Annotated in this window: 15 protein-coding genes; 11 read left to right on the top strand and 4 right to left on the bottom strand. The window is 71.0% G+C overall.

Annotated features, from left to right (window positions below):
* Nucleotides 1–35 precede the first annotated feature (35 nt).
* The 6 genes from CP973_RS22095 to CP973_RS22070 all read left to right on the top strand — a co-directional run bounded on the left by CP973_RS22095 (nt 36) and on the right by CP973_RS22070 (nt 5361).
* Nucleotides 36–755 (top strand): TetR/AcrR family transcriptional regulator, encoded by a 720-nt coding sequence (locus tag CP973_RS22095; protein WP_150244185.1) that lies wholly within the window; start codon nt 36–38, stop codon nt 753–755.
* A 31-nt stretch (nt 756–786) separates the two neighbouring features.
* Nucleotides 787–1191, top strand: a complete 405-nt coding sequence (locus tag CP973_RS22090; RefSeq protein WP_150244183.1) for an ester cyclase — start codon at nt 787–789, stop codon at nt 1189–1191.
* Between the two features lie 395 nt (nt 1192–1586).
* A complete protein-coding gene (locus tag CP973_RS22085) occupies nt 1587–2477 on the top strand; it encodes an SGNH hydrolase domain-containing protein (RefSeq protein WP_244409935.1) in 891 nt (296 codons plus the stop codon).
* Nucleotides 2478–2657: 180 nt separating this feature from the next.
* Nucleotides 2658–3908 carry an acyltransferase family protein gene (locus CP973_RS22080; protein WP_150244179.1) on the top strand — a complete coding sequence of 417 codons (1251 nt, stop codon included), beginning with the start codon at nt 2658–2660 and terminating at the stop codon, nt 3906–3908.
* Nucleotides 3909–4027: 119 nt separating this feature from the next.
* Nucleotides 4028–4612: a TetR/AcrR family transcriptional regulator gene (locus CP973_RS22075; RefSeq protein ID WP_150244177.1), complete on the top strand. Its 585-nt coding sequence runs from the start codon at nt 4028–4030 to the stop codon at nt 4610–4612.
* A gap of 56 nt (nt 4613–4668) precedes the next feature.
* Nucleotides 4669–5361: a nitroreductase gene (locus tag CP973_RS22070; protein WP_244409934.1), complete on the top strand. Its 693-nt coding sequence runs from the start codon at nt 4669–4671 to the stop codon at nt 5359–5361.
* Here the strand turns inward: CP973_RS22070 and bla are convergent.
* Nucleotides 5358–6296 (bottom strand): class A beta-lactamase, encoded by a 939-nt coding sequence (bla, locus tag CP973_RS22065; RefSeq protein WP_150250046.1) that lies wholly within the window; start codon nt 6294–6296, stop codon nt 5358–5360. The genes CP973_RS22070 and bla overlap by 4 nt on opposite strands.
* Nucleotides 6297–6447: 151 nt before the next feature.
* Here bla and CP973_RS22060 point away from each other — a divergent pair, with 151 nt between their 5' ends.
* Complete coding sequence (locus tag CP973_RS22060) at nt 6448–7425, top strand: GNAT family N-acetyltransferase (protein WP_150244173.1); 978 nt, start codon at nt 6448–6450, stop codon at nt 7423–7425.
* A 131-nt stretch (nt 7426–7556) separates the two neighbouring features.
* Here CP973_RS22060 and CP973_RS22055 read toward each other — a convergent pair whose 3' ends face one another.
* Nucleotides 7557–7748, bottom strand: a complete 192-nt coding sequence (locus tag CP973_RS22055) for a ferredoxin (RefSeq protein WP_150244171.1) — start codon at nt 7746–7748, stop codon at nt 7557–7559.
* Between the two features lie 20 nt (nt 7749–7768).
* Nucleotides 7769–8989: a cytochrome P450 gene (locus CP973_RS22050; RefSeq protein WP_150244169.1), complete on the bottom strand. Its 1221-nt coding sequence runs from the start codon at nt 8987–8989 to the stop codon at nt 7769–7771.
* A gap of 116 nt (nt 8990–9105) precedes the next feature.
* Between CP973_RS22050 and CP973_RS22045 the strand changes: the two genes are divergently transcribed.
* Entirely contained in the window at nt 9106–9903 is a 798-nt protein-coding gene (locus CP973_RS22045) for a TetR/AcrR family transcriptional regulator (RefSeq protein WP_208853388.1), read from the top strand.
* A gap of 251 nt (nt 9904–10154) precedes the next feature.
* Entirely contained in the window at nt 10155–11177 is a 1023-nt protein-coding gene (locus CP973_RS22040; protein ID WP_150244167.1) for a metallophosphoesterase family protein, read from the top strand.
* A gap of 48 nt (nt 11178–11225) precedes the next feature.
* Here CP973_RS22040 and CP973_RS22035 read toward each other — a convergent pair whose 3' ends face one another.
* Entirely contained in the window at nt 11226–11798 is a 573-nt protein-coding gene (locus CP973_RS22035; protein WP_150244165.1) for a helix-turn-helix domain-containing protein, read from the bottom strand.
* 256 nt (nt 11799–12054) lie between these two features.
* Here CP973_RS22035 and CP973_RS22030 point away from each other — a divergent pair, with 256 nt between their 5' ends.
* The gene (locus CP973_RS22030) at nt 12055–12852 is read left to right on the top strand and encodes an aldolase (RefSeq protein ID WP_150244163.1); all 798 of its coding nucleotides are present in this window, start codon (nt 12055–12057) and stop codon (nt 12850–12852) included.
* On the top strand, nt 12852–13790 hold the full coding sequence (locus CP973_RS22025) for a dihydrodipicolinate synthase family protein (RefSeq protein WP_150244161.1): 939 nt from the start codon (nt 12852–12854) through the stop codon (nt 13788–13790). The genes CP973_RS22030 and CP973_RS22025 overlap by 1 nt, the downstream gene beginning before the upstream one ends.
* Nucleotides 13791–13892: the final 102 nt, after the last annotated feature.

Genomic DNA, 13892 nt, shown 5'->3' with positions numbered 1-13892 from the left:
CCGCCCCCGCCGTCCCCCAATGCCAGACTGCTCCCGTGAGTGACCACAGCACAGCAGGCACGGAACGGAGCACGACCACCGGGCGGGGGCCGGCGCGCCGGGGGCGACCGGCCCGCCTCTCCCGCGACCGGATCATCGAAGCGGCCCTCGACATCGTCACCGGGGAAGGCAGCGCGGCGCTGACCATGCGCCGGGTCGCCGAGGCCCTGGGCAGCTCCCCGATGAGCATCTACCGGCACGTACGGGACAAGGACGAACTGCTGGTGCTGCTCCTGGACCGCATCGTGACCGACCTGCCCCGGCCCACCCTGCCCGACGAGCCCCGGGCCCGCCTCCTGGCGCTGCTGACCTGGCAGCGCGACGAGCTGGCGGCCCGGCCCTGGATCGTGGACGTACTGGCCCGCGGCGACCTGATGGCTCCGTCGGCCCTGTGGCTGCTGGAGGAGATCTACGCGGCCTGGCAGGCCTGCGGCCTGTCGCCGGAGGAGGCGGCCACGGCCAACCGGATCGTCTGGAACTTCCTCCTCGGCGGCCTCGCCCAGCACGCCGCGCGCCCCGAGGGCCGCTCTCCGTATCAGGACAGCATGCCCGCCGAGGCCGACGCCGACCGGTATCCCACGGTGGCCGCGCTGCGCCCGTACTGGCTGTCCCCGGACCGCCGCGACCACTTCGCCGACGACCTGGCCAGGCTGGTGACCGCGCTGACGGCGACGCTGCCGCACCGTTGCGCGGCGCGCCCGGGTGCCGGTGGTTGACCTGTTGCGTACGCGTACACAAAATGGCGCCATGAACGTCATCGACTCGCTCTACCGCCGCTGGCTCTTCGACCTGTGGCACGGCGACTTCGCCGTGGCCGAGGAGATCCTCACGCCCGACTTCTTGGGCCACTGGCCCACCATGGACGTGCACGGGCCCGAGGGGGCTGCCGACCAGATCCGCCGGTCGCACGAGTACTTCACCGACATCCGCAACACCCTCGACGTCGGACCGGTCATCGGCGACGGCCTGGTGGCCGCGCGCTGGACCTTCCACGGCGCGTACCGTGGCGGCATCCCCGGCGCCACCGCCGAGCCCGGCACCCGCGTCTCCTTCGCGGGCCAGGACATCTTCCGCGTCGCCGACGGCCGTTTCGCGGAGTACTGGGTCACCTCGGACGGGCTCGGCATGATGACCGCGCTGGGGGCGATCTGAGCAACCACGTCGCTCAGGGGGAAGCGTGGCCGGGAACGATCCGCACATCCACGGCGCAGCGAAGGCGGTCCACGGCGACGCCGCCGTCCGCATCATGGCGCCCCCCACACTCGGCCTGGCCGACGACCTGTCGAGCCGTGTCACCACCGGATGCGGCCACGGGTGCCGTAGGCCATGACCTCGTCGGCGGCGGACCGCCATCGGGACCCCGCGCGGAGGTGCTCCGGCACGGAGACCTGACCAAGCGCGGACAGCGGGTCCGACGCGCTTCGGACGGGCCGTCCGAGCCGGAATTCCGCCGCGCCGTGACCGCCTTATGACGGCGTTTTCCGCGGTATGTGACCGGAAGATGACAGGCCTCCGCACGGTCCGTGCACCGTGCTTACCTCGAAAACATGCACAGCAAGCACAGCACGGACAGCCCGTCGTCAGCCCAGGCGTTCCCCGCCCCCGCCACTTCCCCGCGCCGTCCCGGACGGCGCGGGCGTCCCGCACTGGCCGCCGGGGCCCTCCTGATCGCGGGGGTATCGCTCGTGGCCCTCACCGGCTGCGGCAACTCGGCGTCCGGCGACGGCGACAGCGCCGACTCCGCCGCGTCCGCCCCGGCCGCGGGCAAGAACGGCGGAAAGCAGCTCTCGAAGCTGCTCTGGATGGGCGACTCGATCGCCGAGGCCGAAGCGCCCGCCCTGGAAGCCGCCGTCAAGGCGGGCGGCGCGGAATTCAAGTCCATCGCTTCCGCGGGCGGCGGTACGGTCGTCAAGGGAGAAGGCCCGACCGCCCAGTTCGCCGAGGACACCTACAAGGAACTGGCCAACGCGGTCAAGACCTTCCACCCGGACGTCATCGCCTATCAGGTCACCACCTACGACTGGGGCACCACCGCCCAGCAGACCAGCTCGTACGAGCACCTCGCCAAGGCCGCGAAGGACGCCGGCGCCGAACTCGTCCTCGTCTCCGCGCCGCCCTTCAAGATCGACGACTTCTACAAGAGCCACGAGGCCGCCATCAAGTCCGCGCCGAAGGCGGCCGAGGACGCCGCGGCCAAGAACGCGGGCCGGGTCCGCTTCTTCGACGCCGCCGGTCTGTGGGGCACCGACAGTGCCGCGGCCAAGGCCCAGCGCAGCCAGGACGGCATCCACACCTGTCAGCAGGGGGCCGCGGCGTTCGCCAACTGGTTCGGGGGCCAGTTGAGCCGGCACTACTCCTTCACGCCCGCGTCCCCGGAGAAGTGGGCCAAGGGCGCCTGGACCGGTTCCAAGGTCTACGGCCAGCTCAAGTGCGGCTGATGTCCGTACGCCGTCACCCGGGCGCTGCCTCCGTACGTACGGAGGTGCACCGGGAACGACGGCGGTGAGCGGGCCGCATCGCCCGCCAACGCGTCGAGGGCGCCGCTCCGGCAGCCGGAGCAGCGCCCTCGGTCGCCGCCTCCCACGCTCCTGCCGCCCTGCTGCCCCGAGGACCCGTACATGCCGACGACCACGCCCACGACCACGCCGACCTCCCACCGCGCCGGCCGACGCGGCCGCCCGCGCGCGACGGCCGGGCACATCGCACCCCTGGACGGCCTGCGCGGTCTGGCCGTCCTCGGCGTCCTGTTCTTCCACGCCGGACACTTCGGCGGCGGCTTCCTCGGCGTCGACCTGTTCTTCGTCCTGTCCGGCTTCCTGATCACCGGCCTGCTGCTTAAGGAAGCCGCGGACCGCCGGGGCGGTATCGATCTCGCCGCCTTCTGGGAACGCCGGGCCCGCCGCCTGCTGCCCGCGCTGACGGTGATGATCGTCGGGACGCTGCTCCTGGTAGGGGCCGCGGGGCCGCCGTACCTGCTCGGCTTCGCCCTGGAGGACGGCCCGTGGGCCGCGCTCCAGGCGACGAACTGGCACTTCGTCAGCGAGCAGGTCGGCTACTGGAACGACGCCGACACCCGCGTCTTCAGCCACCTGTGGAGCATCGGTGTCGAGTGGCAGTTCTACGTCGTCTGGCCGGTGGTGGTCGCCCTGCTCGCCCGGGGGCGGACCACGCGCCGACTCGTGCCCGTGATCGCCGCCGCCGGTGCCGTCATATCCCTTACGGTCATGATCGCGCTCGCGCACGGTCCGGACACCACGCGCGTGTACGAAGGCACCGACACCCGCGCCTTTTCGCTGTTGCTGGGCGCCCTGATGGCCACCGTCCCGGCCCGCCGCCTGCTGGCCAGGGTGCCCGGCCGCCTGGTCGGCGGCCTCTGCGCCGTCCTGGTGTGCGGCCTCGGGGCCTACTGGTTCCTCACCGACGGCCCCGGTTCACCCTTTCTCTTCAGGGGCGGCCTCTTCCTCCACGCCCTGGCCGCCGCCCTCCTCATCGCTCTTCTCGCGCACACCCCGTCCAGCCTGGTCGGCCGTCTCCTGGGCAGCCGGCCCCTGCGATGGCTGGGCGGCATCTCCTACAGCCTCTATCTCTGGCACTGGCCGATCTATTTGCTGCTCTCCGAGCAATTCCTCGGGTTCGGCGGCTGGGGCCGTACGGCGGTTCTGGTCCCCCTCTCCCTCGCGGCTGGTTTCCTGTCCAAGGTGCTGGTGGAGGACCCCGTACGTTTCAAGGCCCGCTGGGCCCGGGGCCGTACGGGAACGGTCTGCCTTGTCGCCGCACTGGCAGCCGTGGCCGCCGCCTGCCTCTTCCTTCCCGCACCGGACCAGGGTGCGGATTCCGTGGATCTCACCCGGCTCACCGCCACTTCCTGAGTTTGACGCTCCGCGTACCGATCGGTACTGTCACACGCGTACCGATCGGTACGCGTGCGTGGGCGTCACCTCCGTTTCCGGAACCGGCGGCCCGCGGCGGTCATTTCTGAGGAGTTCTGATGGCGGACGGGCAACCGCGGCACTCGCCGGCCGGGCAGCGCGTGTGGGAGACCGCGTGCGACCTCTTCTACCGGGAAGGCATCCGCTCGGCGGGCGTGGCCGAGATCGCGGAACGCTCGGGCGTCGGAAAGCCGAGCATCTACCGCAACTTCGAGTCCAAGGACGGCCTCGCGCTGGCCTATGTGAAAGCGAAGGCGGTACCTCCGCGCCGCTGGCTGGAAGCCGCGCGCGCCGCCTGTCCGGACGATCCGCTGGGGCAGCTCCGGCACGTCATCGCCGAAATAGCGGAGCAGATCAGCGCGCCCGGATACCGGGGCTGCGCACTGGTGAACGCGTCCGTCGAGTTCCCCGACCGTGACCATCCGGTGCGTGTGGCCGTCGACGAACTGAAGGCCGAGTATCTGGAACTGCTGGCCGAGCTGGTCTCCCGGCTCCCCGTACGCGACCACCGCACCCTGGCCTACATGCTGCAAATGCTGGTGGAGGGCGCCAGCGTCACCACCCAGATCTACGAGGCGGAGAAATCCGCCACCGCACTGAAGGAAGCGGCGGACCGCCTCATCGACTCCTACCTGGAGCGGTAGTTCCCGTCGCCCTCCCACCGCTTTCCCGCCCGTTCCCCACGCGAATGGAGACAGCCGTGCCTGCCACCACTGCCCCGCATTTCCCCGACTACGCCGAGCAGCTGATACGCGGTCGCCGCGCGACCCGCGCGTTCAAGCCGGACCCCGTGCCGGAAGACACCCTCCGGGCCGTCTTCTCCCTGGCCGGCGCGGCTCCTTCCAACTCCAACACCCAGCCCTGGCACGTGGAGGTGGTCAGCGGGGCGGCCAGGGACCGCCTGAGCAAGGACCTGATCGCCGCGCACACGGACCAGCGCATGACGCTGGACTTCCCTTACCGCGACGATCTCTACACCGGTACGTACGCGCAGCGGCGCCACGCGGCGGGCGCCGCGATGTACGGCGCCCTGGGGATCGGCCGCGAGGACCACGAGCGGCGCGCGGCGTTCAACGCCGAGAGCCTGAATTTCTATGGCGCACCGCATGTGGCGCTGCTGTTCCTGCCGCCCAACGCGGAAGAGCGCATGGCCGCCGACGTCGGTATGTACGGGCAGACGCTCCTGCTGGCCCTGACCGCTTACGGTATCGCCAGCTGCCCCCAAGGGCTCCTGAGCTTCTACGCGGACACCATCCGGGAATCGCTGGGCATCGTCAGCGACAGGAAAATCCTCTTCGGTGTCTCCTTCGGCTTCGCGGACTCCGCCGCGCCCATCAACAACATCACCGTCCCCCGGGCCGAACTGGCGGAAACGACCCGCTTCCACGTCTAGTGGAGCGTATGCACCACATATTCGGCGGCCTCGGCGATGAGCGCCTGATCGTAAGCGGCGTCCTCGGCCGATTTGCTCGACATGATGGAGATGAGCAGCGGCGGCGCGGACTTGGCGGGCCACACGACGGCGATGTCGTTGAGCGTTCCGTAGTCTCCGGTGCCGGTCTTGTCGGCCACGGTCCATCCGCGCGGAACGGCGGCGCGGATGCGCCGGGCGCCGGTTTCGTTGCGCTCCAGGAGATCGCGGAGAAAAGCGCGCTTGTCGGCCGCCAGGACATTCCCCAGCACGACCTTCTGGTAATCCGTGCCGAAGGCCCGGGGGGAGGAGGTGTCGCGCGGATCCCCGGGGGTGGCTTCCGTGATCGCCGGCTCGGTCCGGTCCATCCGGGTGACCGTGTCGCCGAGGCTCCGGGTGAACGCCGTCAGCTGTCCCGGTCCGCCGATTTCACGTAACAGCAGATTGCCCGCCGTACCGTCACTGAAGCGAATCGCCGCGTCACAGACCTGGCCGACCGTCATGCCCGAGGTCACGTGTTTCCTTGTGATGGGGGCGTGTTTCATCAAATCCGCTTCGGTGTACGTGACGATCGTGTCCAGGTGCGACAGTGGGTGGCGGTGCAGAACCGCCGCTGCCGCCAGCCCCTTGAACGTCGAGCAGAACGCGAACCGTTCGTCCGCCCGGTGGGCGACGGTGGCACCCGTACCGGTGGCGAGGGCGTACACCCCGAGCCGTGCGTCGTACTTCCGCTCCAACTCGGCCAGGCGCCGGTGGCGGTCGCCCGCAGTGGAAGCGGACGGAGGCGTCGGGGCGGGCGAACGGCTGGGCGGCGCGGATTCCGGCGCCCGCCCCTTCGCGCATCCGGCCAACGGCGCGAGCGCCGCCGCCAGCCCCAGGACCGCACGGCGGGAAAGGAACGATCGTGATGACGTCATGGCCCCACCTTTCCCTGCCGGGCGCTTCCGGGGCGAGCACGCGCAGCGCGGCGTGACGCCCGGCGGACGGCCACTTCCATACCACCGATGAACAACTCCCGTACCAGGAAAGTCAGTTGCGGGCCGGACCCGGCCCCCGGACAGTGGTCGCATGACCGCGACCGCACCCCGCACTCCGCCGCCCGGTCTGACCGTACGGCCGGCGACGCTCGACGACGCGACGGCGGTGTGCGCGCTGCTCAACGAGATCGACAGGTGGGAAATCGGACGTGCCGACACCGACCTGACCGAAGTGCAGGCGGAGCTGAAGCACCCCGAGGCGGACCTGGAGAAGGACTCCTGGCTGCTGTTCGAGGGGGCCCGGCTGATCGCTTTCGGCCTGCTCTGGGACGAGTCCGGCGGTGAGCGGATCGACATGGACCACTACACCCTGCCCGGCCGGCTGCCCGGCGCTCTGCATCTGTACGACCTGATGGAGGCGCGGGCCGCGGAACGGGCGGCCGCCAACGGAGCCTCGCGCGCGGTGGTTCACCTCCACCTCAACGCCGCCCCGACCATGGACCTGAACGCGCTGCGCGCGCGAGGCTGGCGTACGGTGCGCCGTTACCACGTGCTGCACCGACCCCTGTCGGCCGCCACCGACCGGCTCCCGCCGCCGCTGCCCGGCGTGACGCTGCGCTCCTGCCTGACCGAGCCGGACCGGCGGAGCGCCCACGCACTGCTCCAGGCGTCCTTCGCCGACCACTTCGACTTCCAGCCGCGGACGTACGAACAGTGGCTGGACGACATCGACGCCGAGCGCGCCGACTGGTCGCTGATATGGATCGCCCACGTACGCGGCCTCGGCGACGCCGGGGCGCTGCGCAGTCACAACGCCCGCGCCTCGATGGCCTGGATAAGCTCCCTCGGCGTACTGAGCGAGGCCCGCGGCAACGGCCTCGGCAGTCACCTCCTGCGCCACGCCTTCGGCCACTACGCGGCGCTCGGCCGCCACCGCATCGGCCTCGGCGTCGACACCGACAACAGCAGTGGCGCGCCGGCGCTGTACGAGCGGCACGGCATGACCCTCGACTTCGCCGTGGACACCTGGGAGCTGATCAAGGACACCGGTACCGTTCCGCAGCGCTGACCCGAGAGGGACGGACGGGTGAGCAGAGATGATCGCACGACGGCCGCCGGGGCCGCGCCCGTACGCGGTCTCCCGTGCGGGATCCTCGCGTACGGCCCCGGCCCGGCTTCGGCCGTGCCTTCCGTGCCGTTCTACTCCGTGACGCGAAGGGCTCCGGACGGGCACAGCATGCCGGCCTCGCGCACGGCGTCCCGGCTCCCCTCCTCGATGTCGGAGGCCAGGACGGTGACGAGCCCGTCGTCGTCCTGGTCGAAGACGCCGGGCGCGGTCAGCGCGCACATCCCGGCGCCGACGCACACGTCCCGGTCGGCGGTCACGTGCATGGTCGCTCCCTTCGCCCCGCTCACCAGGTGACGGGGAGTTCGTTGACGCCCTGGATGGTGCTGCCCGGCCGCAGGGTCAGCCGCTCGACCGGTGTGGCCAGCCGCAGGGTGGGAATGCGCTCGAACAGCGCGGTCAGGATGATCTCCAGTTCGAGGCGGGCCAGGTTCTGGCCGAGGCACTGGTGGACGCCGTAGCCGAAGGAGAGGTGGTGGCGGGCCGAACGGTGGATGTCGAAGGTGTCCGGGTCCTCGAACACCCCGGCGTCGCGGTTCGCGATGGAGTGGACGACGATCACGCCGTCGCCGGCCCGGATGAGCTGCCCGTCGATCTCGATGTCGGCGGTGGCACGGCGGGCGCCCGCCACATCGGCGATGGCGAGGTAGCGCAGCAACTCTTCGACCGCGCCCGGGATCAGCGCCGGATCGGCGCGCAGGGCGGCGTGCTGCTCGGGGTGTTCGAGCAGGGTGATGACGCTGAGGGAGGTCATGGACGCGGTCGTCTCGTGACCGGCGACGAGCAGCAGCAGTGCGTTCGAGATCAGCTCGTCGCGGTCGATGGCGCCGTCCGCGAGCTGCCGGGTGACCAGCGCCCCGAGGAGTCCGGGCCCGGGCTCGGACTCCAGGGTGGTGATCAGCCCGTCCAGATAGCGCTCCAGGTCGTCGCGCGCGCCGGTGGCTTCCGCCGCGTCCGTCGACTGCACCAGGCGCCGGCTGGCGTCCTGGAAGAAGTCGTGGTCGGCGTAGGGCACGCCGAGCAGTTGGCAGATCACCATGGAGGGCACCGGCAGCGCGAACCGGCTCACCAGGTCGGCGGGCGGGCCCGCGGCGAGCATCTCGTCGAGGAAGCCGTGCACGATCCGCTCGATGTCCGGCCGCATGCCCTTGATGCGCTTGACGGTGAACTCGCTGATCGTCATCCGGCGGCGGGCCCCGTGCTCGGGCGGATCCATGCTGATGAAGGCGGGCCGGCGGCCGCGCAGGCCCGCCAGGCGCGGGGAGGTGAGCGGAAAGTCGGGGTGGGTGCGGTCCGAGGAGAGCCGCGGGTCGGCGAGCAGTTGGCGCGCGGCCTCGTGCTTGGTGACGACCCAGGCGGTGCGGCCGTCGTACAGGGTCACCGGGCGCAGCGCGTCCTGGCTGTCGCGTAACCGGGCGTACGTCCCGGGCAGCCCGTACGGGCAAGTGCGGTCGCTGGGGAAGGCGGGGGCGTCCTGGGCGGGGAGGGTGCTGGAGGTCTCGGTCATCGGTCCCCTCGAAGTCTTTGACACTCGCTTTAAGGAACGGTGAGTTCTCTAACTTGGAGGCTAGACTGCGCACTTAGAGAACGCAACGTCCTCTCGGTAAACTTCGAGGAGTCACGCTGTCACCGCACGCCGACCGGACCGCCCCACCCGCCGCCGACCACCGCAAAGGGCCCCGGCGCCGCGGCGAGGAGCTGGAGAACGCGATCCTGACCGCGGCGCTGGAGGAGCTGACGGAGGTGGGCTACGCCGCGCTGACCATGGAGCGCGTCGCGGCCCGCGCCCGTACGAGCAAGGCCGCCCTCTACCGCCGCTGGACCGGCCGCGCCGAACTCGTGCTGGACGCCTGCAAAGTGCGCGGCTTCTCCGAGCTGGACCTGCCCGACACCGGCACGCTGCGCGGCGATGTGATCGCCCTGCTGCGGCTGATGTCGGCGAAGATGGCCACGCCGATCGGAGGCATCCTGCGCGGCCTGCTCGGGGAGATGACCCGCGACCCCGAGTTCGCCCGGCTGATCCGCGAACGGGTCCACACGGTGGGGCCGGTGGGCATCCGGGGCATCCTGCAACGCGCCGTCGAGCGCGGCGAGGTGCAGCCCTGGGTGCTCGGCTCCCGGCGGGCCACCGTCGCCACCGATCTGCTGCGCAACGAATTCCTGCTGTTCGGGGCCCCCGTCGAGGACGAGACCGTCATCGAGATCGTCGATGAGGTGTATCTGCCACTGGTCCTGGCTCCTGCTCCGGAACCGGTGGGCGGCAGGGGAGAGGCCGAAGGGAGTACGGGCGTACGGAAGGGGAGCACGGAGGAAGCGGAGGGGAGCGCTGGGGAGCCGGTACGGAACACGGGGGAACCGGTACGGAACATGGGGGAGTCGGACCGGAGCGCGGGCGGATCGGGGGACGGCCCTGAGCCCTGAGGACGGCTCGGCAAACGGCCCTGCGGGCGGCCCGGAGGACGGCTCGGCAGAAGGCCTTGAGGGCGGCCCTGAGGACTGCTCGTAAGGCGCGGATCGGCCCGCGCCCTTGTTCATGCCCTGCTCACGTACCCGACCCCCGAGCGTTCGCCGTGATGCACCCAGCTCCGTGATCTTCACCAACGGCATGGCCTCATTCCCATGCCGCATGCCGCATGCCGCATGCCGCACGTCGCACGGACACGGAGCCGCACATGGACCGCAGATCCCTTCTCACCGCCGGTGGAGGCGCCGCACTGGCGGTCGCCGCCGGTGCCCCGCAGGCCCACGCCACCGCCCCGGGGCCCCTCGGACGGTGGCCCGGCCGTCAGCCCGTACGGTTCAACGTCATCAGCGACATCCAAGGGGACCTGCGCGACTTCGGCCGGGCCCTGGACGACATGGCGGCCGTCAATCCGCGCAGCGCGGGCCTCGCCGTCGCGGGCGACATCACGCCGCGCGGCTACGACGCCGAGTACGCGCAGGTCGGCGCCGAACTGGAGCGCCACCCCCACCCGCGCGACATCGCCTGGGCCATCGGCAACCACGAGTTCTACGTACCGAAGTGGCGCGATCCCGGCACCCTGTCGCAGGACACCTGGCCCAACGACACCACCGAGGACTCCCTCTTCCGCAGCTTCCACCGCTTCGCCCGGCGCAACACGGTCCACGCGGAGACCTCCTTCGGCGGCGTCCCCGTACTGACCCTCGGCACCGAGCGGTACATGCACTACCACGACCCCAAGCTCTGGGACGAGGTCTGGATCAGCGAGGCGCAGTTCGCGTGGCTGGAGAACCGGCTCTGGTACTGGTCGCGCCGCCGCCGGCCGGTCATGGTGATCACCCACCACCCCCTGCCCAACACGGTCTCCGGCACCCGCAACAAGCTCTACGCGAGCGACTACCTCCAGGCCGACCGCCTGCTGGGCCTGCTCGGCCGCCACCCCGACGTGTTCCTCTTCTGCGGCCACACCCACTGGGACCTGGAACTCTCCGACTGGGTGGTGCGCCGCGTGGTGCCCGGCACCGCGAATCTCAGCGGGTTCACGGTGGTCAACACCGGTGCGATCCAGACCGGTTACCGGGACGACGGCAAGGGCGGCGAAGTCTCCGTCGGCGGCACCTTCAACCAGGGCCTCCAGGTCGAGGTGCGCCACGACGCGGTCGTCATCAAGGCCCGCGACTTCGCCCGCCGCGCCTGGCTGAAGGAGATCACGGTGCCGCTGGCCGCCTCCTGAGCGCGGCCGGCCGACGGCCGGGAGACCGCGCGGAGCCGGCCCGCCCGTTCAGGGCAGCCGCGGGTGGGGCGGCTCCGCCCCGTCCAGGTCGTCACACACCAGGAGCAGTACGGCGGCGCGCTCCGCACCCAAGGAGCGGACCTTGTGCGGCGCGGTCGCCTTGAAGTACGCGGAATCGCCCGGCCCGAGCGTGATGGTCCGGGAGGGGAAGAGCAGTTCGGCCCGCCCTTGATGGACGAAGAGGAATTCCTCGCCCGGATGGTCCCGGAAGGGCACCGGGCCGGTGTCGTGCGGGGGATACAGCATGAACGGGGTCATCTTCTTGGCGCCGGCCCGGAGCGCTATGCCCTCGTAACGGGTCCCGGGCTCGTCCTCGGAGGTGAGCGGCCGCCGGTCCCCGGCCCGGGTGACGGTGACCTCGGTCAGCTCCTGCGTATCGGTGAACAACTGGTCCAGCGGGACGTCCAGGGCCCTGGCCAGCGAGGCGCCGACGGCGATCGAGGGGACGCTCCGACCGCGTTCGACCTTGGAGAGATAGCTCTTCGTGACGCCGGAGCGCTCGGCGAGCGCCTCCAGCGTCATCAGCCGCTCCTTGCGCAGTTGCCGCACCCGATTGAACACCGGCCGCTTCCCCCGATCACCGATCACCGACCACGTCCGCGCACCCTGGTTGCCCGGTCACCGACCACGTCCGTGAACCCTTGTTGCCCGGTCACCGACCGCTTTCCGCCACGCGCGCCCCGGTGCGAGCAACACCTTGTGGCATGACACACGGTGTCCTACGGTGAACCAAGTTTCCTCGCAGTGTCGCACGGGACGAGCGGCACCGGAAGACGGGGCCGCCGGCGCGGACCGGCGCCCCGGAACGGGAGCAGAAGTGGCGAACACCCTGCACGACCCGAAGAACGTACTCATCGACCGCGCCGAGCGGCAGATGGACGAGCATTTCGCGGACTCGGACCTGACCACCCGGCAGAAGCTGGCCCTGACGTGCCGCATCGCCTACGACGGCGGGCACGACTCCGGTCTCGCCGGACAGATCAGCGCCCGCGGACAGCAGCCGGGCACCTACTACACCCAGCGCCTGGGCCTCGGCTTCGACGAGATCACCGAGGACAACCTCCTGCTGGTGGACGAGGACCTACAGGTGCTGGAAGGGGAGGGCATGCCCAACCCCGCGAACCGGTTCCACACCTGGATCTACCGGGCCCGTCCTGACGTCCACTGCATCATCCACACGCACGCCCTGCACACGGCCGCCCTCGCGATGCTCGAAGTGCCCCTCGTGGTCTCCCAGGTGGACACCACACCGCTGTACGACGACTGCGCCTTCCTCAAGGAGTGGCCGGGCGTACCGGTGGGCAACGAGGAAGGCGAGATCATCTCCGCCGCCCTCGGCGACAAGCGCGCCATCCTCCTGGCCCACCACGGCCAGCTCGTCACCGGCGCCACCGTCGAGGAAGCCTGCAACCTCGCGCTGCTCATCGAGCGCGCGGCCCGCCTCCAACTGCTCGCCATGGCGGCGGGCACCATCCGGCCGCTGGACCCGGCCCTCGCCCGCGAGGCCCATGACTGGACCTCCACGGACCGGCGCAACCAGGCGAACTTCGCCTACTACGCGCGCAAGGCACTCCGCAACCACCCCGACTGCATCACGGGCAAGGTGAACCTCTGATGACAACGGCGCCGATACCGTTACGCGGCATCATCTCCTACCCCGTCACCCCCTTCGCCACGGACACCGGCGAGGTCGACCTGGCCGCGTTGCGCCGGCTCGTCGGCGAACTGGTCGACGCCGACAGCCACGCCATCGCTCCGCTGGGCAGCGCCGGCGAAAGCGCGTACCTCACGGAGGGCGAGTGGGACGCCGTCTGCGAGACCACCCTCCACACCGTCGCCGGACGGCTGCCCACCCTGGTCGGCGTCTCGCACTGGAGCACCGCGGAAACGGTACGCCGCGCCCGCGTGGCCGCCCGCCACGGAGCCACCGCGCTCATGGTGCTGGCGCAGACGTACTGGAAACTGACCGAAGCGGAACTCGAACAGCACTTCGCCACGGTCGCGGCGGCGACCGGCCTCCCGGTGATGCTCTACAACAACCCGGGCACCACCGGAGTCGACCTCCGGCCGGAAAAGGTGGTCGCGCTCGCGCGCAAGATCCCGAACCTCACCATGGTCAAGGAGAGCTCCGGCGACGTCGCCCGCTTCCGGGCCCTCCGCGACCTGTCCGACGGGACGCTGTCGGTCTACAACGGGAGCAATCCGGTCGCACTCGAAGCCTTCCGCTCCGGCGCCGTCGGCTGGTGCACCGCGGCGCCGTGCCTCGTCCCCCGGTGGTGCACCGAGCTGTACGCCGCGGCGACGCGCGGGGACGAGGAACGGGCGGACGCGGTCCTGGCGGAGCTCCTGCCGTTCCTACGGTTCATCGTCGGCCATGGGCTGCCCCGGGCCGTCAAGGCCGGCCTGGAGATCCAGGGCCGGGGGGTCGGGTGGCCGCGGCCGCCACTGCTGCCGTTGCCGGACGAGGAGACGCGGCAGCTGCGTGAGCTGCTGGAACGGCTCGGGGACACGGAGGGCATGGACGTGGGGACGGGAGTGGCGGGGGTGGAGTGAGACACGGGCGGCGTGATAGGGGGCCGTGCGATACGGGACGGTGCGTCGGACCGGGGCGCGGAGGCCGTACCCACCGGCCGTCGGCCGCCCGACGCCATGCGC

The sequence above is a fragment of the Streptomyces albofaciens JCM 4342 genome (assembly GCF_008634025.1).
GTDB lineage: Bacteria > Actinomycetota > Actinomycetes > Streptomycetales > Streptomycetaceae > Streptomyces > Streptomyces albofaciens.
The sequence above is the reverse complement of the archived record's forward strand: the minus strand, read 5'-3'. Positions and strand labels throughout refer to the sequence as shown.